Source organism: Chamaesiphon minutus PCC 6605, from assembly GCF_000317145.1.
GTDB lineage: Bacteria > Cyanobacteriota > Cyanobacteriia > Cyanobacteriales > Chamaesiphonaceae > Chamaesiphon > Chamaesiphon minutus.
In genome coordinates, this window is the sequence record NC_019697.1 from 2,881,752 (window position 1) to 2,903,204 (window position 21,453).

The 21,453-nt window shown below is 46.2% G+C and carries 22 protein-coding genes and 1 tRNA gene; 13 read left to right on the forward strand and 10 right to left on the reverse strand.

Annotated elements, in window-relative coordinates:
• Positions 1 to 4: 4 nt before the first annotated feature.
• Both CHA6605_RS13265 and trmFO read left to right on the forward strand, forming a co-directional pair.
• On the forward strand, positions 5 to 964 hold the full coding sequence (locus CHA6605_RS13265) for a DNA repair protein RecN (RefSeq protein WP_051038855.1): 960 nt from the start codon (positions 5 to 7) through the stop codon (positions 962 to 964).
• Positions 965 to 1,652: 688 nt separating this feature from the next.
• A complete protein-coding gene (gene trmFO, locus CHA6605_RS13270) occupies positions 1,653 to 3,020 on the forward strand; it encodes an FADH(2)-oxidizing methylenetetrahydrofolate--tRNA-(uracil(54)-C(5))-methyltransferase TrmFO (protein ID WP_015159953.1) in 1,368 nt (455 codons plus the stop codon).
• Positions 3,021 to 3,109: 89 nt separating this feature from the next.
• Here the strand turns inward: trmFO and CHA6605_RS13275 are convergent, their stop codons facing one another.
• On the reverse strand, positions 3,110 to 3,754 hold the full coding sequence (locus tag CHA6605_RS13275; protein ID WP_015159954.1) for a Crp/Fnr family transcriptional regulator: 645 nt from the start codon (positions 3,752 to 3,754) through the stop codon (positions 3,110 to 3,112).
• A gap of 146 nt (positions 3,755 to 3,900) precedes the next feature.
• Here CHA6605_RS13275 and glcD point away from each other — a divergent pair, with 146 nt between their 5' ends.
• Entirely contained in the window at positions 3,901 to 5,370 is a 1,470-nt protein-coding gene (glcD, locus tag CHA6605_RS13280; protein ID WP_015159955.1) for a glycolate oxidase subunit GlcD, read from the forward strand.
• 104 nt (positions 5,371 to 5,474) lie between these two features.
• Here the strand turns inward: glcD and CHA6605_RS13285 are convergent, their stop codons facing one another.
• Positions 5,475 to 5,768 carry an antibiotic biosynthesis monooxygenase gene (locus tag CHA6605_RS13285; protein ID WP_015159956.1) on the reverse strand — a complete coding sequence of 98 codons (294 nt, stop codon included), beginning with the start codon at positions 5,766 to 5,768 and terminating at the stop codon, positions 5,475 to 5,477.
• Positions 5,769 to 5,902: 134 nt separating this feature from the next.
• On the opposite strand from CHA6605_RS13285, the gene CHA6605_RS13290 reads away from it, so the two are divergent.
• The 4 genes from CHA6605_RS13290 (at position 5,903) to CHA6605_RS13305 (ending at position 10,126) form a co-directional block, all read left to right on the forward strand.
• Positions 5,903 to 6,976: a branched-chain amino acid ABC transporter permease gene (locus tag CHA6605_RS13290; protein WP_015159957.1), complete on the forward strand. Its 1,074-nt coding sequence runs from the start codon at positions 5,903 to 5,905 to the stop codon at positions 6,974 to 6,976.
• Positions 6,977 to 7,288: 312 nt separating this feature from the next.
• Positions 7,289 to 8,077 carry an ABC transporter ATP-binding protein gene (locus CHA6605_RS13295; RefSeq protein ID WP_015159958.1) on the forward strand — a complete coding sequence of 263 codons (789 nt, stop codon included), beginning with the start codon at positions 7,289 to 7,291 and terminating at the stop codon, positions 8,075 to 8,077.
• A gap of 88 nt (positions 8,078 to 8,165) precedes the next feature.
• Complete coding sequence (locus tag CHA6605_RS13300) at positions 8,166 to 8,651, forward strand: hypothetical protein (protein WP_015159959.1); 486 nt, start codon at positions 8,166 to 8,168, stop codon at positions 8,649 to 8,651.
• 197 nt (positions 8,652 to 8,848) lie between these two features.
• Positions 8,849 to 10,126 (forward strand): recombinase family protein, encoded by a 1,278-nt coding sequence (locus CHA6605_RS13305; RefSeq protein WP_015159960.1) that lies wholly within the window; start codon positions 8,849 to 8,851, stop codon positions 10,124 to 10,126.
• 74 nt (positions 10,127 to 10,200) lie between these two features.
• Here the strand turns inward: CHA6605_RS13305 and fba are convergent, their stop codons facing one another.
• From fba to CHA6605_RS13325, 4 genes are all read right to left on the reverse strand, one after another.
• Positions 10,201 to 11,277, reverse strand: coding sequence for a class II fructose-bisphosphate aldolase (fba, locus tag CHA6605_RS13310; protein ID WP_015159961.1), 1,077 nt, complete (start codon positions 11,275 to 11,277; stop codon positions 10,201 to 10,203).
• 239 nt (positions 11,278 to 11,516) lie between these two features.
• A tRNA-Lys gene (locus CHA6605_RS13315) sits at positions 11,517 to 11,588 on the reverse strand.
• A gap of 69 nt (positions 11,589 to 11,657) precedes the next feature.
• Entirely contained in the window at positions 11,658 to 12,527 is an 870-nt protein-coding gene (locus tag CHA6605_RS13320) for an aldose epimerase family protein (RefSeq protein WP_015159962.1), read from the reverse strand.
• Positions 12,528 to 12,620: 93 nt separating this feature from the next.
• Complete coding sequence (locus tag CHA6605_RS13325) at positions 12,621 to 12,839, reverse strand: hypothetical protein (protein WP_015159963.1); 219 nt, start codon at positions 12,837 to 12,839, stop codon at positions 12,621 to 12,623.
• A gap of 124 nt (positions 12,840 to 12,963) precedes the next feature.
• On the opposite strand from CHA6605_RS13325, the gene CHA6605_RS13330 reads away from it, so the two are divergent.
• The 5 genes from CHA6605_RS13330 (at position 12,964) to CHA6605_RS13350 (ending at position 16,675) form a co-directional block, all read left to right on the forward strand.
• A complete protein-coding gene (locus tag CHA6605_RS13330; RefSeq protein WP_015159964.1) occupies positions 12,964 to 13,266 on the forward strand; it encodes a DUF6679 family protein in 303 nt (100 codons plus the stop codon).
• Positions 13,267 to 13,535: 269 nt separating this feature from the next.
• Positions 13,536 to 14,867, forward strand: a complete 1,332-nt coding sequence (locus tag CHA6605_RS13335; protein ID WP_041549301.1) for a hypothetical protein — start codon at positions 13,536 to 13,538, stop codon at positions 14,865 to 14,867.
• Between the two features lie 150 nt (positions 14,868 to 15,017).
• Positions 15,018 to 15,290: a GlsB/YeaQ/YmgE family stress response membrane protein gene (locus tag CHA6605_RS13340; RefSeq protein ID WP_015159966.1), complete on the forward strand. Its 273-nt coding sequence runs from the start codon at positions 15,018 to 15,020 to the stop codon at positions 15,288 to 15,290.
• Positions 15,291 to 15,693: 403 nt separating this feature from the next.
• Complete coding sequence (locus tag CHA6605_RS13345) at positions 15,694 to 16,062, forward strand: hypothetical protein (protein WP_015159967.1); 369 nt, start codon at positions 15,694 to 15,696, stop codon at positions 16,060 to 16,062.
• A gap of 256 nt (positions 16,063 to 16,318) precedes the next feature.
• Entirely contained in the window at positions 16,319 to 16,675 is a 357-nt protein-coding gene (locus CHA6605_RS13350) for a hypothetical protein (RefSeq protein ID WP_015159968.1), read from the forward strand.
• Between the two features lie 154 nt (positions 16,676 to 16,829).
• Here the strand turns inward: CHA6605_RS13350 and CHA6605_RS13355 are convergent, their stop codons facing one another.
• Entirely contained in the window at positions 16,830 to 17,609 is a 780-nt protein-coding gene (locus tag CHA6605_RS13355; protein ID WP_015159969.1) for a sigma-70 family RNA polymerase sigma factor, read from the reverse strand.
• Between the two features lie 545 nt (positions 17,610 to 18,154).
• On the opposite strand from CHA6605_RS13355, the gene CHA6605_RS13365 reads away from it, so the two are divergent.
• Positions 18,155 to 18,838 (forward strand): esterase/lipase family protein, encoded by a 684-nt coding sequence (locus CHA6605_RS13365; protein WP_015159970.1) that lies wholly within the window; start codon positions 18,155 to 18,157, stop codon positions 18,836 to 18,838.
• On the opposite strand, the gene CHA6605_RS13370 is transcribed toward CHA6605_RS13365, so the two are convergent.
• From CHA6605_RS13370 to cysK, 3 genes are all read right to left on the reverse strand, one after another.
• The gene (locus CHA6605_RS13370; protein WP_015159971.1) at positions 18,772 to 19,209 is read right to left on the reverse strand and encodes a VOC family protein; all 438 of its coding nucleotides are present in this window, start codon (positions 19,207 to 19,209) and stop codon (positions 18,772 to 18,774) included. The genes CHA6605_RS13365 and CHA6605_RS13370 overlap by 67 nt on opposite strands.
• 208 nt (positions 19,210 to 19,417) lie before the next feature.
• Positions 19,418 to 20,098, reverse strand: a complete 681-nt coding sequence (locus CHA6605_RS13375) for a J domain-containing protein (RefSeq protein WP_015159972.1) — start codon at positions 20,096 to 20,098, stop codon at positions 19,418 to 19,420.
• Between the two features lie 290 nt (positions 20,099 to 20,388).
• Positions 20,389 to 21,339, reverse strand: coding sequence for a cysteine synthase A (cysK, locus tag CHA6605_RS13380; protein ID WP_015159973.1), 951 nt, complete (start codon positions 21,337 to 21,339; stop codon positions 20,389 to 20,391).
• Positions 21,340 to 21,453: the final 114 nt, after the last annotated feature.

Sequence of the window (21,453 nt, forward strand, 5' to 3'; positions counted from 1 at the left end):
ATTTTTGAATTTGGAATTGCTGCTCCAACCCACCCTCGATCTCGTCAGTCTCGCCCTCGCCCAAGTCACCGAAGCCGGACGCGAAATCAATTATTATGGAGACGCCCTCGAAGCCGATCCCGATCGATTGCTCGAAATCGAAGAACGGATTCGCACGCTGAAGCTAATTTGCCGCAAATATGGCCCCAGCCTGACGGAAGCGATCGAGTTCGAGCATTCCGTCCAAACTGAATTAACGCAGCTTACAGGAGCCGTAGTGTCGCTCGAAGAACTCGAACGCCAAGCCCAAGATCTCCATGCCAAATTAATTGACGCTTGCCAACAACTCACTGCTATGCGCCAACAAGCCGCACTCGATCTCGAACGCCATCTGATTGGCGAACTCAAACCCCTGGCAATGGATAAAGTTCAATTCCAAGTCGAGATCGCACCCCAAACACCTACTGCTACAGGCGCAGATACCATTATTTTCAACTTCAGCCCCAATCCCGGCGAACCCCTCCAACCGCTCGCCGCTACTGCATCTGGCGGCGAAATGAGTCGCTTTCTGCTTGCCCTCAAAGCCTGCTTCTCAAATAACGGCGGCGCGGGTACCCTGATCTTCGATGAAATCGATGCGGGAGTTTCTGGAAAAGTCGCCCAATCGATCGCGAGCAAACTCCACCACCTGAGCCAATCCCAGCAAGTTCTTTGCGTCACACACCAGCCCCTAATTGCCGCAATGGCCGATCGACATTTTCGAGTGGCTAAACAAACGATCGAGTCGGATAATTTAGATCGTGGGAATTCTGTAGTCGAACGCACGATCGTCCGCATTGAAGAACTCCACTCTCAGCAGCAACGCCGCGATGAGATCGCTCAAATTGCAGGCGGACAATCGGCGCAGGAAGCAATCTCTTTTGCTACGTCGTTGTTATCACAGGCAAAGAGCCGCAAGAAGGCTGTCAAACAAAGTCGGAAGTAATAACCTAAGTTGCTAGTAGTCTACGGCGTAAATAAGGTTACTATTTTGCGGGGAGCTTTCATACTTAAATCCAGCAACTCTGTATTAAGTTACCTCAAAATCCGCTCTAATCCCGATTGTCAATTGTTTACACCTGTGTTAACTTAGCTTTAAGTAGTAAATTACCCGTTGTTCCGGACAACTATCCAATTATTATATTAGGAGGTGGTGCCCATGATCGAGAGTAGTACACGTCTGGGTCTCGAAACTGGAGTTAGCCGGCTGAGTGCTGGGACTGTCCTCTAGTAGACTTGTAGGTTTGTCTATAGAATCGTTCTAGATTCACTCCTGTCTTGTTTGTAGAGTTTCTCTCAGCAGCCAGGTTCCAGCGAACAGACCCCCTAGACCGCTCCTATTACTAGCACTGAGATTTTAGAATCTTAACTAGTAGTAGGAGCGGATAGTTTTTTGGATCGGCGATCGTTGAGGACGAGAATTTAGCTCCCATCCTCAAAATTAAGTACAAACCCGCCCATCCCTACAAATATCTGTCGATAGATTCCTCTTCAAAAGATTTCAAATGGTTTCTATGTCAAGAGAATGTGGGGTATGTGTAAAAGCATCAATCGGCTCGATTACCTTTGGGCGCGGCTACGCCAACGAGCGGCGCGGCTTATAATATAACGGCAGACATTAACATCTAATCGATATGCGCGTTCGGGTGATTGGCGGTGGTTTAGCAGGTACCGAAGCAGCTTGGCAGATCGCCCAGGCTGGCGTACCCGTGACCTTATATGAGATGCGTCCCCACACTTTGAGTCCCGCGCATCACAGCGAAGAATTAGCCGAATTGGTGTGTAGTAACTCCTTTGGTGCTCAAGCAACCGATCGGGCCGCTGGATTGTTGCACGAAGAATTACGCCGCTTGGGTTCGATTATCATCCAGAAGGCCGACCATCACTCGGTTCCGGCGGGGGGAGCTTTGGCCGTCGATCGCGGCCAATTCAGCCACGATTTAACCCAAACTTTAGCAAATCATCCCCTAGTAGAATTTCGGCGCGATGATGTGTCCGAAATCCCCCGCGATGGCATTGTCGTCTTGGCTACCGGGCCTTTGACTAGTCCTGCGCTAGCCGAGGATATCCAGCGATTTGCGGGGATGGATTATCTCAACTTTTTTGATGCTGCCAGTCCGATTATCGTCGGCGATTCGATCGATAAAAATATTGCGTTCTTTGCTTCGCGTTACGATAAAGGCGAAGCCGCTTACCTCAACTGCCCGATGAATAAGGAGCAATATCTCCACTTCCGGCAAGAGCTGTGTAACGCCGAGCAAGCTGAATTGAAAGATTTCGATCGGGAGACGGCTAAATTCTTTGAAGCCTGCCTGCCGATCGAAGAATTAGCCCAGCGCGGCGAAGAAACCATGCGGTATGGCCCTTTAAAACCCGTTGGCTTATTCGACAGTCGCAGAGGCGATTTTAAGGCTCCTGAGAACCAAATTCACCGCCCCTATGCCGTCATCCAACTGCGGCAAGAAGACAAAGCCGGACAACTGTGGAACATGGTTGGCTTTCAGACTAACTTGAAGTGGGGCGAACAAAAGCGGATTTTCTCGATGATTCCTGGCTTAGAAAATGCTGAATTCGTGCGCTTGGGAGTAATGCACCGCAACACCTTTATCAATTCGCCCAAATTACTCTCATCTTCACTCCAGTTTCACAGCCGTCGGGACTTACTCGCCGCTGGACAAATTATCGGTACCGAAGGCTACACCGCCGCCGCTGCTGGCGGCTGGTTGGCAGGCACCAATGCCGCACGTTTGGCATTAGGCTTAGAAGCAATCTTTATGCCCAATGTGACGATGATGGGTTCGCTGTTTGACTTTATTAGCACCGCCGAACCCAAACATTTTCAACCGATGCCCCCCAACTTCGGCATTTTCCCAGAATTGCCGACCAAAATTAAGAATAAACAAGAACGCTATGGAGCTTATCGCGATCGATCTTTAAATGCGATCGATGCACTTATTGCTGGGCAATTAGCAGCAAAATATGCAGCTAATATAGCTATTTAAGTACTCAGTCCACACTCTAACTGCTTCGGGTAGAATGTGGGCTAGTTGATTATTTTATCGATCGAGTTTTAGGATCTCGGCACCGCCATTTAATTGCCAATCTTGTCAAAATAGCGATCGTCTAAAATCAGATGACGATGACGATCGAGTGTCATATACCCTTTAGCTTGAAACTGAGCCATCATGCGACTGACTGTTACTCGGGTAGTGCCGATCGCGCTAGCTAACTGTTGATGGGTAAATTTGTAACCGATCCGCGTCTGATTGTTAGGTAGAGATTCCCCCAACTCATCTCGGAGTAATGCTAACAGACCTTTTAACCTTTCGACAGTGTGCCTGCGACCGTTAATAATCAACAGTAATTCAGCTTGGCGCATCCGTTTGACTAGTGGCGGGAGTAAAATCTGCGACAACCGCATCGAACTCTCAATTTCATCCAGTCGCAGCCATCGTAAATAAACAGAGGACAGTGCGATCGCTTGGTAATCTAAAGTAGCAGATTCTTGAGTGCCGAACCAGGCACCAGCCGCAGCCCATCCAAATAATACCTGCTCTCCATCTTCATAGTTCGCACTCAGTTGGACTAACCCTTGGGTAACTTGCCAGACACCTTCTGGAAACAATGGGATCTCGTCGCCTTTGGTGTGGAAATACAGCCGTTTATTCAGGATACAAGGCTGTTGCTGTTCTTGTTGTGAGTAATCTAAGTCTGTACTTTGAACGATCGACAGCATAATTTACGCTCCAAAATCTGAATTCAATCTACTCGGTGAAGGTAAAATTCAGGTAATGGACAGGTTAAGGCTAATTAGTAATTGATAATTACTAATTGATAATTGATAATTAAGACAGATGTCCTTAAGCCCTCAGCCCGATCGAGATGCTATTAGCCGAAAAATCTACAGAACGTGACTGGAAATCGATTATTGCACAACTAACAGCAGTAATCGGTAAAAAAGGTATCATTCAGCGGCGAGACGAACTAATTACTTATGAGTGCGATGGTTTGACGAGTTATCGCCAACGTCCCGCATTAGTAATTCTACCCAAGACTACGGAGCAAGTAGCGGCAGCAGTAAAGATTTGTGATGAAAATAATGTAGCTTGGATCGCGCGGGGTGCAGGAACGGGTTTATCGGGTGGCGCGTTACCCGTCGAAAATTGCGTGCTAATTGTCACGGCATTAATGAATCAGATCCTTAAAGTAGATCTTGAGAATCAACGGGTAGTGGTACAACCTGGCGTCATTAATAACTGGGTGACTCAAGCTGTCAGCGGCGGTGGCTTTTATTATGCCCCCGATCCTTCCAGTCAAATTATCTGTTCGATCGGTGGTAATATTGCCGAAAATTCTGGCGGCGTTCACTGTCTCAAGTATGGCGTCACTACCAACCATGTCCTCGGCTTAAAAATAGTCATCCCCAGCGGCGAAATTATCGATATCGGTGGGGAAATCGCCGAAATGCCGGGATACGATCTCACAGGCTTATTCGTCGGCTCCGAAGGTACCCTCGGCATCGCCACCGAAGTTACCCTCAAAATCCTGAAAACGCCCGAATCTATCTGCGTCCTCCTGGCTGATTTTGAAAGCGTGGAAGCGGCAGGTAGCGCAGTTTCCGGTATCATCAGCGCGGGAATTATCCCTGCTGGCATCGAGATGATGGACAACTTCAGCATCAACGCCGTCGAAGATGTCGTCGCTACCAAATGTTACCCCCGCGATGCCGCCGCCATTCTGCTCGTCGAAATCGACGGCTCGGCAGTAGAAGTGGCTACAAATCAAGCCAGTATCGCCGCGATCTGCCGCGAGAACGGAGCCAGATCGATCGATATAGCCACCGAGCCAGAACAACGCTTGCGGCTGTGGAAAGGTCGTAAAGCCGCCTTTGCAGCGATGGGCAAAATCAGTCCCGATTATTACGTGCAAGATGGTGTCATTCCCCGCACGCAATTATCTTATGTGCTCCAAGAAATTGCCAGACTGGGCAAAAAGTATGGATATTATGTTGCCAATGTCTTCCATGCTGGCGATGGTAATTTACACCCCTTAATTTTGTATGATAATTCCAAAGCTGGTGCCTTAGAGCAGGTAGAAGCCTTGGGTGGCGAAATTCTCAAGCTCTGCGTCAAAGTCGGCGGCAGTATTTCTGGAGAACACGGCATCGGTGCGGACAAACGCTGCTATATGTCGGAAATGTTCACCGAGACAGATTTAGAAACAATGCAATGGGTACGCACGGTATTTAATCCCAAAGAATTAGCCAATCCAGGCAAAATTCTCCCCACTCCCCGCACTTGTGGCGAATCTGCAAATTCCGGCCATAAATTCCCCTCGATCGAGCAATATTAAATTAATTGAGAATTGAGAATTGAGAATTGGGTTAATAGAAACCCCATATCTGCATGATTATTTACCCTTTCTCCTTTACCCGCCTAAAGCCTAAAGCCTAAAGCCTAATCCCCATCCCCTAAACTGCCCGACTCTAATTGCTCTAAATAAATAAACTCTGGAGATCGAACGCCTGCTTTCGCTCTAATTTTCACAAGCTGGGGCGATTCAAAAAAATGCCGAGCGTTCTCTAGCGACGTCCAAGACGAGAAATGTACTACCTTGTGGGGATTGTTAGCATATTTTAAGACTTGATAATCGCGTTCTCCAGCCTCCCGCCGTAGCTCGGCAGCATCATCGAAAATCTGCTTCCAGGCATCGTAATCGGCAACTTCATGAATAATCAACACGTATGGCATAGTATGTTTAGGCTGGAGTATTGTTGAGAGACTAGCGATCGAGAGCGGTTAGAAGTATCATCAGCTACAACGATCGCGGCAATCTTTGGCCGATCGTATTCCTTCCCGATCGATAATTCATCATTTGGTGCCTGATGGTCATTTATTTTGTCTTCTTGACGATTTCTGCTGCTACTTACGCGCTGTTTAGTTTGGGATTAAATCTCCAATGGGGTGTAACGGGGCTGATTAATTTCGGGCATGTCGCGTTTATGGCGATCGGTGCCTATTCTACCGTGTTGTTGTCCATGCAGGGCGTGCCGATCGCGATCGCGGTTTTGGTGGGTATTTGCCTATCCGCACTTCTCGGGCTACTCATCGGGATGTCCACCTTGCGGTTGCGAGAAGACTATCTAGGTATTGTCACCATCGGGGTATCCGAATTAGTCCGATTGGCGGCTAAAAATGAAGCTTGGCTGACCAAAGGTTCCTTCGGCGTGCAGGGCTATCCTGTCCCTTTTAATTTTCAGCCTGATTATCCCGTGAGGCTCGGTTTAATTATTTGGTTGACGGCCATTTGTGGCTTAGCATTATGGAAATTGTGGCTGTGGATGCGCGGTAAGACACCCCGCTATATCGGTGGCGCGATCGCCAGTGCCTTTGTACTGACTGTCTGCGTATGTGGTGCGTTATCCCTCTACACATACGATCCGCGCGCTGGATTGATGTTACTAACTTTAACGACACTGACGATCGTGTATATTGGCATGGAGAAGTTGGTAAATTCGCCTTGGGGACGGATCTTAAAAGCCATTCGCGAAGATGAAGAAGTCCCAAGAGCCTTGGGTAAAAATGTCTTCTGGTACAAACTTCAAGCCTTTATGTTAGGTGGTGCGATCGCTGGACTTTCGGGTGCATTTTATGCTTGGCAATTTACAGTTTTTCCCGATAATTTCGAGCCGTTAATTACCTTCAATGCGTGGATTATTGTCATGCTCGGCGGTTCGGGAAATAATCTCGGCACGATTATTGGGGCGATTATTTTCTGGGGATATAATACAATCACTCGCGATGAGTTATTTAAGATGTTTTTTAGAACTTTAGGTCTAGATGATACTCAGCAAGGCGCGTTTCGGGTGATGATTATCGGGTTAGTTTTGATGTTGATTATGGTGTTACGTCCGCAAGGTATTTTAGGGAAGAAGGAAGAGTTAACGTTGGGTCGATAGTTAGATAGTTTGGGCGTTGGCAGTTGTCTATTATAGTTACTGCGGAGATCTACCCACCCCGCCCTACGGGCACCCCTGTCTTGTCTTGCTAAACCGTCGGGAAACCCGACGAGCGCAAGCCGCTCCGAGGAGGGGATTTGATTTTAATATCTCATTAATAAGGGTTTAGAAGGGTGGATCGATCGCCTAAATATAAACATGTATTAGTTCACTTCAGTGAACTTTCGCCATTAGCCCCAAATTCATTTGAGGGCGGGTAAAGACTAAGTTCACTTTATCAATATCAAAAATCGCGAATATTATCTATTTCTCATGAAAAACAATTACGTGCCGATGTCTACCCAACCATTACTTTCCGCCACCGGATTGTGCAAAACTTTTGGTGGCGTCAAAGCAGTTCAGCACGCCGGAATTGAAGTCGCAACAGGCAGTATCACTGGCTTAATCGGGCCGAATGGAGCCGGGAAGACGACTTTTTTCAATCTTTTATCTAATTTTATTCGACCAGATTCCGGTCGAATTCAATTAAATGGACGCGATATTCATACCATGCAACCTCACCAAATCGCTAGATTGGGAATGGTAAGGACATTTCAAGTAGCCAAGGCTCTATCGCGCATGTCGGTATTAGAAAATATGCTCTTAGGAGCCAAAAATCCTGCGGGTGAGAAGATTTGGGAAGTATTACTGAAACCCAAACTAGTGCAATCGCAGCAGCGCGAATTAAAAGATAAAGCCATGTCGATTCTGACTTCTGTCGGATTGAGTGCCAAAGCAAACGACTACGCTGGCGGACTATCGGGGGGACAGCGAAAACTACTCGAAATCGGACGCGCATTGATGGCAGATCCGCAATTAATTTTATTAGACGAACCTGCTGCTGGTGTCAATCCGCGCTTGATTGAAGATATTTGCGGTCACATTCTCAATTGGCGCAAACATGGTCTAACGTTCCTAATTATCGAACATAATATGGATGTGATTATGACTTTATGCGATCGAGTGTGGGTGTTAGCCGAAGGTACCAATCTCGTCGATGGTACGCCGAATACCGTCCAAAATGATTCGCGGGTAATTGAGGCTTATTTGGGGATAGATTGAGCTTAGTTGAGTTAATAGTAGATCCATCTGGGCATATTTAAATCAATGAGTTAAATTCCATGCGAACAAAACAGGAGACTATTAGTACATGGCTGCACCCGATCTACTACGGATACCTTTAGATGAAGGACGGTTTGAAAATATTGGTCGTTTACCTAATGGGAACCAATTCATGGCGTATGTCACGGGTGCTATGCCAGATGGAATGAAGTATCCCATGAATGACGAACAAGCTCGGCTGAAGAGGTGGTTAGCTGTTGTTCATCAATTCGATGCTGATGGCAACCACCTAGTTAGTGAAGCTCGGCTCGGTGCGTTCGATATCGAAGGTCGAGATATTGCTGGACAAAAAGCTTGGGCACAATTGGAAGATATGTACGATCGCTTAACGATGGATGGCGAACCAGTGTTTTGCGATATCAATGTCAAGCTATTCTCGGTTGAGATCGATGATGTTCTCCATGGACTCTTTTACGAACAGGATGAAGAAGAGCCAGAGTCTGAGTGGGTGATGTTAGAACCGCGAGATATTATGTTTCATCCAGAGTGGGATAGTGGTGAGTACTCAACTTAGAAATTTTGCTATAAATAATCGATCGAGTCAGATTATTAATTTAATTTAACAATTATCGCTCGCGATCGACCATAATTTAATTAAATAATCGATAGATTTGTGAAGCGATCGCGCTCGATAAAAATACTATGAATGATTGCTCTATTTATGGTCGATCTGTGGGCACTGCCCACCCTACGTTTTTACTGACTTTATAAATGCGAATTGTTGCTTATACTTACACCGATCTATTAATTGAAGAGTCCCCAGGAATAGAGATTTGGGGATGGGAGATAGATCGAGTGTATCAGGATTTGGGACAACGGTACGAACTCGATCGATTGTTGCAGGATCTGCGCCTAGAACCGTGCGATTATTTATTAGTAAGGAGATTGGATGAGTTGGGTGAGTCGGTTCGCGATGTGCGGGAAGTGCTCTTAAAGTTGCAAGAGCTAAATGTTGAATTAGTTACCACCGAAACTGAGATTGCGCCGCAATTAAATCTATTACAACTCATCGATAAAATTCAAACCGATCTCGTCAGTCGGCGGATGCGGCAAGGACACGCTCGCAATCGTTTACACTCTTTACCGCCGCCCGGAAAAGCTCCCTATGGTTATCGTCGGGGTAAGGATAAGTATACGATCGATAAGTCTGCCGCACCTGTAGTCAAAGATTTTTTCGATCGATTTACAATCTATGGTTCGTTGCGGGGGGCAGTGCGCTATTTAGAGAAAAAATATAATAAGAAAATTGCGGCTTCTACGGGGCTAAGATGGCTCACTAACCCCGTCTATCGGGGCGATATAGCGTATCTTAAGGGTGAGGTAATTTCGGACACGCACGCGGCGATTTTATCGCGGGATGAGGCGGCACAGATCGATCGATTATTGCGGCGCAATCGGCAAATGCCACCGCGCACGGCGAGCGCGCCCAGATCTTTGGCTGGTTTGGTTAATTGCCAGCAGTGCAGGCAAACAATGACCGTTACTAGCGTCTCGGCTCCGCGTCGGGTGGAGAAATATTTGTATCTACGTCCGACTGGTTGCACGCGTCAACCCCAGTGTAAATCGATTCGCTACGAGCGAGTTTTGAATGCGACTATCGATCGCATTTGCACGGATTTACCGATTGCTGTCAATCAACTCGGGATGCCTAATACGGACGGATTTAAAGCCAAAATTTCTCAAGATATTATCGACAAGCAACAAACGATCGCTAACTTGCCAGAACTGATCGATTCGGGCATTCTCGATCGAGAAACTGTCGAGTTGCGTACCTACAAGCTCAAAACCGAAATCTCTCAATTGCAGAGTCGTTTAGCCGCCTTTCCGCCTGTAAATCTCCAATCTCTAGCTCAAGCTGTTTCGATTCCCCAATTTTGGCTGGATTTATCCGAATCCGAGCGTCGCTTTTATTTTCGAGAATTTATTAAATCGATCGACATCGACCCACAATCTTCTAATTTAGATTTACAATTACGGTTTATTTTTTAATCGATCGACGCAATAAACCCGACTTCTAGACAGAAGTCGGGCTTATGTTGCTAACCTAATTTAACTAATTAGAATTAGACGCCAACCTTAACTTTAGGAGCTGGGTAAACACCTTTAGCATATTTAGCTGCAAACTCTTCGAGCGAAGCAGTTTTGATTTTGCTACCTTGTCCCGCACACCAGAAAGCGGTGTAACGCTCGGCACATACTTTTTGCATGTACTTGATCGATGGTTTCAGGAAGTGGCGAGGATCGAATTCTTCAGGCTTGCTGAAGAGAGCTTCGCGAACTGCTGCGGTGATTGCCAAACGGTTGTCGGTGTCGATGTTGACTTTACGAACGCCGCACTTGATGCCTTTTTGGATTTCTTCTAAAGGTACGCCGTAGGTTTCAGGAATCTTACCACCGTACTGGTTGATCAGTGCGAGTAAATCTTCGGGTACCGAAGAAGAACCGTGCATGACGAGGTGAGTGTTGGGGAGTTTGTTGTGGATTTCTTCAATCCGGCTGATAGCAAGGATTTCACCAGTGGGTTTGCGAGTGAATTTGTAAGCACCGTGGCTGGTACCGATCGCAACTGCGAGCGCATCTACGCCAGTAGCTTCCACAAATTGTACTGCTTCATCAGGGTCGGTGAGGAGTTGGTCGTGAGACAAAGCACCTTCAAAACCGTGTCCGTCTTCAGCTTCGCCCATACCAGTTTCTAAAGAACCCAAACAACCGAGTTCGCCTTCTACGCTGACGCCGATCGCGTGAGCGACTTCGACGACTTTACGGGTAATATCAACGTTATATTCAAAACTTGCAGGAGTTTTGGCATCAGCTTCTAACGAGCCATCCATCATAACGCTAGTGAAGCCTTGCTTCATTGCTGAGTAGCAAGTTGCAGCACTGTTGCCATGATCTTGGTGCATGGCAATCGGAATATTGGGGTAGGTTTCCACTGCGGCTAAAACTAGGTGACGCAGGAATGCTTCACCAGCATAGCTTCTCGCACCGCGAGATGCTTGTAAGATCACAGGGCTATCAGTTTCGTTAGCAGCCTGCATGATTGCTTGGATCTGCTCCATGTTGTTAACGTTGTATGCTGGGATACCGTAGCCGTTTTCAGCAGCGTGATCCAGCATAAGCCGCATTGGGACGAGTGCCATTAGAAATTCCTCCTATAATTTAAATCTTTAAGATTAAATCGCTCGACGAGCGTTAATTTAATGATTTTTTATTTTTAACTAAGGATACTTTACCAAAGATCTGTGAGTATCGATACTCCCTTGCCGATAAAATTAGTGGAAAATCGCATCATCGGTGTCTGGTTTTATGCGGTTTAGTGGCAAAAAAATCGGTCGAGTCAGATAAATTGCTGACTCGACCGATTTTTATTGTTGTAATATGGGACGCCCGAGGGTCGAACTCGGGGCCAGTCGGTTAAAAGCCGAATGCTCTACCACTGAGCTAGCGTCCCGTTTGCGACTGAATTAATTCAGACCTTTACTAAGATAGCATGTAGATCTGAATTTACGCAACTTTTATTTTAAGTAAAGTCGGCAGTAAAGGTAATATTGGTACTCATAGTCTCTCCTGGAGCTACATGCAGCAAATCTACTCCTGTATTTAAACTGTTGCGAGGGCCAGTCCAAGGTTCGAGACAGTAAAAGTCTTTACCCGCCACAGTCCAAAACACGATCGTCCGATACTGCTGGCTCGATGTCATCGTCAGCTTTAATTTTTGGCCAGCATCTGATGCCGTGGCGACATTACCTTTTACATTTGTAAATGCTGCATCGATCTCCGCTTGGCTAAAATCAAACTTACCTGCAAAGGAATGAATTTCGCCTGTTTGCTTTTCCTGATAACTATCCGCTCCAATCTCAAATGTCAGATGTTCTTTGTTGGGAGCGGCAAAATAGGGGTGTAAGCCACTACTAAACGGCATCGGGGTTGCCGATTTATTGGTGTAAGTTTGGTCGATGACTAGCTCGTTGCCACGAATTCGATAGGTAAAGCTGACGCTAAAGTCAAATGGATACACTTGGCGCGTAGCCTCATTGCTCTCTAACGTTATCGTCAGACTGGCATCGGTAGTACTAGATTGATGAGTGACTTGCCAAGGCAGATCGCGTGCGAAACCATGCTGCTTGAGCGAGTACTGCTTGCCGTCAATCGAATAGGCATTATCTGGCAAATTGCCACAAATCGGAAATAAAATCGGAAATCCACCCCGCACGCTCAGACTCGGATCGGTAAACCGATCGGCATCTAAGTACATTAACTCCCGATCGCCCACCCGCCAACTAGTTGCAATCCCCCCGCGATCGGGGAAAATAGTTAGAGAACTCTGACTTTCGGTATCATTTAAGACGTAGACAGGTTCGCTCTGAGACTGTTTAGTGACGGTAAACATATTATTGCTTGTAAGTATATGGTATAAATCTGACATCAGGCAAGGCATCCAGACACTGTGACGCCAGATTTACAAATTCCCACCCACTAGCCGCTAAGTTTTAGGCAAAGAGACAAGCAAACGGGTATTATAGTTATATAGGCTACACGATCGGCGATCGATATTATCGATCGAGTCATCACAGTCTATGTAAGCAGGCGAACTATCACCAGTAGTAATGGCAGATTCGACTTTTGTCTCAGGTTCATATCGACTCATCTCACCCAGAGCATCGACAAATTCAGTCCTCACATCTTGGTTAAATGCCCGCATGAAGTTCCTCAACTAAACCGATTGCTTCTAGTTAATTTTGGGAACGCTACTCTAGTCAAGCTCGCCAGTAATCTGACTAGATTCTCATTCCACTGCCAGATTTATTTGTTTAGGAGAGTAAGCCATGTTACACCGCAAGATTTATCAAATGTGTGAAGATGGTCGGGAAGTGTGTATTTTCTTGCGAGATCAACAACGGTGGATCGAACGTGCGCGCATTACCGATATCGAAGGCGATTTAGTTACGATCCGCTATGAGACTGATGAAGAAGATGAGGTCTCAGCGTGGGAAGAAATGGTGCGACTCGAAAGTATCGCTTCGATCAGTCAGAAATTAGCCTCTGTCTATCGCGGTAATACCGATCCGCTTGTCTCTGACGAATGTCATGAGTTAGAGCAAATTCGTCCGACCACTACCGAAGAATAATCACCAGCATCATCCCCAGTTACGAGTCATTAGCCATTGAGTTAATGACTCGTAATTAGTATTTAGGCCAAGTTGCTACCTATCCCTCAGCGGTTAGAAACCGCTGCTCATAGTGCAAAGTCCGCTTACGCGGACTAATAAGCTAGTCCGCGTAAGCGGACTTTGCAACACTAGCCACGATTTCAATCGTAGGCTGCTCTTTGGATGAATACGACCGCCAAGAGCGAGCCACACACCTGAATTTGTCCCCATTTGCTAATAAACACGATATGTTCGATCCTTTGTTCGCTCGTGCTGGCTTGTTGTGGTCGGCAATTATCGATCTGATTCAAGCCACACCAGACATGGCTAGTAGCCTAGAGAGTTTTACCGCACAACAAATAGCTCGCCATCCCCAGCTAGATCCCGGTCAACGCAAACTGCTGATACATCGGTTTGCGATCGAGGGTGAGGTGGATGGCAAAACTCCACTAGACTTATTTTTAGCCAGCCGCTCGGATCTGAGCCGCGAAGATCGACAGCTCGTGAGTAGTTGGCGGCGGAGCTTTGTAGGTTTAGTCGCGATCGTCCAAATCTTTCCGAATGGCTTGGAAGTCATGAATTGGCTCACAGCTAGACATTATCGCATCCAATTTGCCGACGAAGCTGCCCAAGCTGCCATGAGTAGGCTTAAAGTTGGCGAGGTAATTATCGCTCAACTCAGTCCGATTGTCGATATCGATTGGGCGATCTTGACTCCTTGGGTTTCCTTGGGCAGATTGGGTCGGCCTAAATTAGCCGTAGCCATCGGGACTTTTCGCCAAAATTACCCGCATTATCTCTACTGCGACGCTCCTGAAGCCCTAGCCGCAGCCTGGGAATCAGTAGCAGTCTATCACGATCGCTTTGTCGAGTTTTTTGGCAGTGACGAAGTTACCTTAACCGGACATCAATTACAAAAGCGGATCGGCGAGTTTCAAACTTGGATGATCCAAACACAATTAGCAGCAGCCGGACTCGATTCGTCCAAATCGCTCGCAGATCTTGCCAGCGATGCGGGTGTCAGCAACCAAGATTTGCAAGCTGTGACCCAAACCCTCAGCGCGAATAATTCAGAGGCCGCCAAGGGGCAAAAAACCAGCTTAGAGAAGATGGTTTCACCAAAGGTCGAACTCCCCGCGCAGCTCAAATCGGCAGCCGCAGTTACCGCACTGAGCCATCCCTATTGGGGTCAGATGTTTTTAGCCGATTATCCCCAGCTTCAAACCTTGTTAACACCGATCGAGACGCATTACAGCCTCAACGATCTCAACTTTATCCGTAAATGTCTGACCAACCCACAGATGAATGCCTTTGTCTGGCGACGATTGGCCGCTCGGTATCCGCAGCAGCTACAACAAGCAATCGCCCAAATGTTCGAACTGCCCAATTTTAATCTGAATACCGATCTCGACTCGATTTTGACTAAATTTAACAAATATTTAGAACCAGATCTGCCAGATATCGCTAGCGTTCCCGTTCACTTACACGAATTGTTTCAATCGGCAGTGACAGAAGTGAGCAAAGATAAAGCCAGACCCAAGTCCCCACCGAAAAAGACTGGCTTTGGAGCTAAAAATTAAGAATTAATTAACCGCCCCAACCTCGACCGATGCGATCGGTTAAAATAAAGAAAACCGAGATTAAAAATATATCTAATCCTCAATTTAAATCGGTTTAAATCGGTAAAGATCGAGCATCTATCTAAACTTTAAAGTAGGAGAATTAATGCTATGTGGAATCTTATTGGTTGGGCCGTACTCGGCTTAGTGGCTGGCGCGATCGCTAAATTGATTTATCCTGGAACTCAGGGCGGCGGCATCATTGCGACCAGCGTGTTAGGAGTTGTTGGCGCGTTTGTCGGGGGCTTTTTGTATACATTTATAACGACAGGAAAGTTTGCTTTAGCCGCTGCTGGTGGCGGCTCGCTTTTTTCCTTTATTTGTGCCGTATTAGGTTCGATGGTTGTCATCTTCGTCTGGGGCTTAGTTACTCAAAATGCTTAGGTAAATAGCACCCAAAGTATAGATTGTTCAGAACAAAGATATCGCCATCGAACCTCAAATCGGCTGGGTGAAAGATAGTCAGCCGATAGCATCATTAAAATTGGCTCGATCGATAGATCGGGCCAATTTTCAACGAAAATGACTTTCTGCAAAAATACTTTCTGCAAACAGAGCAGACGATCGAGATCCTCAGTCTAGCTATCGGCAGGTGTATAGTGCGGATTTCCTACTGTTGAAACCGACCCTAACATAGCCGGAAATTCCTGATAAAATAGAGAGTGGAACAAGTTTCTCGACCCAGACGGATCGGCGATTCTCATTGGGAGAGGCTGCACCAACGATACTCGACCCGCATGGAGATATTGAGAATGACTAGGCTTCCAGTTCTATGGAGCTACTTTGAGTGAACAACAACAGCCCTAATCTATTTCAAGTCAATTTACCTCGGTTTCAATCCTGGCTGACAATTGTGGCAATTTGTCTGTTATTGGGTAGCCTAGGATTAGGATGGGTCGTAAAATCGGCACTGATCGTGGTGGGCTTAATTATTATTACCCCCATGGTTGGATTTTTGGGATTCTTTTGGTGGTTGCGCCGCAGTATCGTCCAAGCTGAATGTCCGGTTTGCAGTTATCCGCTTCAAGGCATTAACGGCAGTGAAATTCAATGTACCAATTGCGGTGAGTTACTGAAAATCGATCGAGGTAAAATGTTGCGGGATACGCCGCCTGACACGATCGATGTGGTAGCAGTTGAAGTGATCTCAGAATGAGCTAATGGAGCGGCGTTGTAGCGGTTGAAGCGATCGCAGAACGATCTATTGGCACGGCGACGCTCTTGATTCGATCTTTCTTTAGGTCGATCGATTCTAAGATATCATCTCGGTCGAGAAATTATAGTTGCCCAATTTACAGAATCGATCGTTGCAGATGAGATAGAACTATAAGACTAGACCCTCGTTGCTGCTAAAACGCCTACTCCGTAAGTATATCCTCCTCAATTTACCCCCTACCCTCTACCCTCTGGACATGACTTCCCCACAACCTCAAGATTGGCAACGCCGGATTCGCGATTTGAAAATCGAGATCGACCGTGCTACATCCGGATCGGAATCTCTCAATCAAATCGATGTCGATGCTCCTAGCTTTGGACTCGATGCGCTCCAACGCAGCTATCAACAGTTTCTGGAGTGGTTTAATGGTATTCCAGCTAGTGGTAAGCTGTTGGCGATTGCTGGGGGCGGGTTGTTGAGTCTGACGCTGATTAAGACTGTCTTTCAACTGATAACTTCGCTGATCACCCTCTCGGTCTTTGGGGTGATTCTATATCTGGTGTATCGGTTTTGGATCTTACCAAAGAGTAACGATTCAAGAATCGATAATTGATAATCGATCGTCGATCGGCTAATAGTTAAGGCGTTGCTGGAGATTCAGCAATGCCTTTGTCAATGTCGAGCATAAAAAAAGCGAGGATTGCTCCTCACTTTTTTGTTAAGTTCCTCCGCAATGAGAATCGATCTGTCAGACTGACTTAAATTTATTAGGTCATTACAGGCTCTTCGGGGTGTAAGAGGGTGGATAATTGCTTGACACCGCGTTGAAGGTGGCGGGTGACAGTCATGGGACTGACACCGATTCTTTTAGCAGCTTCCTTGCGGGGTAGTCCTTTGATATAAACGTATTCGATCGCTTGTTTGGTTTTGGATTCGAGTTCGGAAATCGCACCGCTGAGTTGTTGGCGTTCTTCTTCGAGATATTGACGTTGTTGTTCGCGGGTGTCTGGCAAACTATCGCCTAAAGTCACAGGGCAATCTAACATTTGACCGACTGTCGCATCCAAACTTAAAGCTTGACGGTTGTGTTCTGCGGCTTGAGTCTCACGCCACTCGCTGACAGAGACGTTCAGTACCGCCGCAATTTCTTCATCCCGAACTTTTCTACCTAATTTAGCTGTCAATTGCTGACGAACCTTTTCACCCTCTTTCTGAAGTTCTTGCCAACGCCGAGGAATCTTCAACACACTGCTCTTGTCTCTAAGGAAGTGTAAGACTTCGCCTCTAATATAGGGAACTGCAAACGAGCTAAACGCACAACCTTGATGGGGATTAAAACGTTCGATCGCGCGAATCAAGCCTAAGTAACCAATTTGTTCCAAATCTTGATATGGTTCTGCACATTGACGACCGATCCGGTGAGCGATCTGTCTGACGAGACCAGCATTTAACAAGACTAACTGATTGCGGACTTTGATGCTGGGCTGTTGATAATAATTCATCAGTAAAGACATCGATTCGGAATGAGCAGAAGCCTGAGTAGCCATTGTTTTGAGCAACCTTGTTTGAAGATAGATGCTGGGTAAATGATGCAATCGACCAATAAATGGGCATAATCACATCAGAGGGGTTCGGACAGTGGAAACTAAATGCGAGTCAGAGAAGGATTGGTTCGGTTTGGATTTGTTCCGAGTTGTTTTTTCTCCACTGCTACATTGTTCTCTACACAGCCCGATCGCTAACAGCGTCGATCTACGGAAATACGTTTAGGTGTCTTTTGGCTAAGTACGTAGATTTACGTACAGCCGAGAACTACGAGAGTTACGCTGCAACAAGCATCGATGATTTTGGTCACAACGTAAGTTAGGTAATAGGGGTTAGAGGATTGGGAATACGAAAATGCCTTAGTGCAAGCTTGTAGTCCGCGACGGCAGACTTGATGACACTACAACAACTTCAAGTTGTTGTAGTGTCATCACTTAGAATTCAGTACCCTTCAGCCACTTAATAAACTGTCACTTGGCTCTGGAGTAACGCTAGCTATCCGTTCTAATATCGAATTCGATACCTAAGTGCCAAGCGGCTCGCCAATATGCCAGTACAGCCCTCAAATGTCAGTCAAATTGCGCCAACGAGCGACCGCAATCCAGTTTTTCTCGTCCATGGGTTGATGGATACCAGCGTGAAGATGCGCAAAATTGCCAGCTATCTGCGCGGATTGGGCTGGGAAGTTTTCGATATTGATTTGCATACCAACGATGGATCGACGAGGCTCGAAATCCTCGCGCAACAGCTAGCAGATGAGATCGATCGCACTTTTGGCCCCGATCGACCGATCGATCTGTTAGGGTTTAGTATGGGCGGATTGGTAAGCCGTTACTATCTGCAACGGTTGGATGGGCTGCGGCGCGTGCAGAGATTTATCACGATTTCTAGTCCTCACAACGGGACAATTGCTGCCAATTTTTCGAGGCAATCGGGTTGTATGCAGATGCGTCCGAATAGTACTTTTATGCAAGATCTTAGTAGCGATGTCGATCGCTTAAAAGAATTGAATTTTACTTCATTATGGACGCCATTCGATTTAATTATCTTACCACCGAGTAGTTCGCAATTGGGTATCGGTACACAGCGATCGATTTCCGTACTCGCACATCCATTAATGGTATCCGATCGACGCGTGCTGCTGGCAATTTCGGAGGCATTATCTCAACCTGCCAAATCACCAATTCGATCGAATTCAGTTGCGCCAAAGATCGATTCGGAATGCGTATAAAACTTGAATTCTAAGAGATTGGCGAAAGGATCGACTAAAAAGAAGGTACGATGCTCGGTAATCTCACCTACAAATCGATGTTTTGCCGATTGATAAAATTTGAGTTGTCGAGAGTTAGCTCGATCGAGTAACGCTTGCCAATCAGCTAAAGTTGGAAACACAATTCCAAAATGACGGGGATAAATTCCGGATTGGACTGGTACGGGTCGATCGGTCACATGAGCGACTAGTTGATGTCCGTACAGTTCTAGAATCATTGAGTTACGTGTTTCTCTGCCTAGTTTACAGCCTAAGCCATCGATATAAAATGTTTTAGCGTCTGGAATATTCTCGATCGGGAAAGCCAAATGAAATATAAATTCTGAATTCATTTTGGATTTTGGATTTTGGATTTTGACTGCGATTGTTATCAATAACAATAGTAAATTTATTTAGCGACGTAGATGTAAAGTGGGCACTGCCCACCATTTAAGTCTCGTTATCATATCTTTAATAAATATTCACATCTACTCGATCGAGCAAAAAACAAGAAATTCTTGCTATACAAATCTCATTTTAGCAACCTTTGCAAGTAATGATTTACTTGTAAATTTTTACTTTCTTATTAGTTTCTTTTTGAAGTTGAGCGGCAATTTTAAACATCTCGATCCCATCATATAAATATCTCTCATCATAGTTCATGATGTAAAAATTCAACTCTTTAATGCCGTCGGCTACTTGATTTATTGTATAATATAAGTTAGCGGCAATCTCAGCAACTAGCGACGGATTGGGCATCGAATGAAATGTTTTTTCAATCTTTTGAAGATGCTGCTGGCATTCAGTAACATATGCTTCAAAATTCGCCATTAATTCATCATCAAATGGATCGGCAGAAAGTTCTTGAATTTGGGTTTTCAGTGGTTTAATAATCCAATTGATCGTCCGATTTATCGGTTGATAAACCTGATTCAACCATAGGATTAATTCTTCATCTAACTCGCGTCCTACCGTGCGCGGACGGCGCGGTATGGGTGCCGTAGATTGTTGTTGGCGGGGTATGGGTTTAGTTGTCCCATACAGGTAATCGTATTCTCTGCGCTTGCGTTCGTCACCTAATACCTCATAAGCAGCATTGAGCTTGACAATGCGATCGGAATTTATTTGACCGCCATTCACATCGGGATGAAATTCTTTAGCCAATCGTCGATAAGATTGTTTGATCTCATCAGCGGTAGCTTGTGGGGAGATTTGAAGGACTTGGTAGTGCGTTTCTGACATCAGCTAGGGATTAGGCTTTAGACTTTAGGTTTTAGGTTTTAGGCTTTGGATTTTAAAGATTAGGTTTTAGGCAGAAGGCAGAGATTCGCGTAACTCCTTCTGGAGCAAGATGAGAAGCTGAATGGAGTGGCCATACCAACGTCGGTCTCCCCAGCGGTTAACGAGCCATCTAGACAGAAGGCAAAAGAGTAAAGGGGAAAGGGTAAGAGGATAAGATGACGATCGTCTTTTGCCAATCAACATGGCAGCGACGCTGTTGACTACCGATTACCGATTACCCATCTACTCATCTACACCGGACTAGGTTCTAGATCTTGAAACAGGGGTGTACTTAGGTAGCGTTCGCCAAAACTCGGTTGAATCATGACAATTAGTTTACCTTTATTTTCGGGACGACGACCGACGGCGATCGCGGCGCAGAGGGCAGCCCCCGACGAAATACCCGATAGTAGACCCTCTTCTCGTGCCAATCTCCGTCCGTAGTCGATCGATTGTTGGTCTGTAACGGTAATTACTTCATCGATGACCTCTATTTTTAAGACTTGGGGGACAAATCCCGCGCCAATGCCTTGAATTTTATGCGGCCCCGGTCGCCCGCCCGATAGTACGGGACTGTTGGTGGGTTCGACAGCAATCACTTTAAATCCTGGCTTGCGAGGTTTGATGACGTCAGCGATACCCGTAATCGTGCCGCCAGTACCAACTCCTGACACCACTATATCTACTTGGCCGTCGGTATCGGCCCAAATTTCTTCAGCAGTTGTGGTGCGGTGAATTTGGGGATTAGCGGGATTGCGAAATTGTTGGAGCATGTATGCATGAGGCGTTTTATCGACAATTTCTTGGGCGCGGCGGATGCAGCCACTCATGCCTTCAACCCCTGGTGTCAGTTCCAATTGGGCACCATAGGCTTTTAATAATGCCCGTCTTTCTAGACTCATGGTTTCGGGCATGGCGATAATTAATTTATAGCCTTTGGCTGCGGCCACCATCGCTAGGGCAATTCCCGTATTACCAGAAGTCGGTTCGACTAAAACTGTTTTATGTGGCGTAATCAAACCTTCCTTTTCGGCAGCTTCGATCATATTGACCCCAATGCGATCTTTAACTGAGGCTGCGGGATTCATGCCTTCTAATTTGACGACAATATCTGCGACACAGCCTTCGGATTGGGGAATGCGATTGAGCCTGACTAAGGGGGTGCGACCGACTAGTTCTGTAATATCCTTAGCAATCTTCATAGCGGGTATGGGGTAGAGGGTGGCAGGTAGGGATTGCAGAAATTTAGCTGCTGAATATCTAGTTTAATTTACTCCCGAGCTTCAAAGCGTAACTGTCTGTTCGAGCCGAAAGCT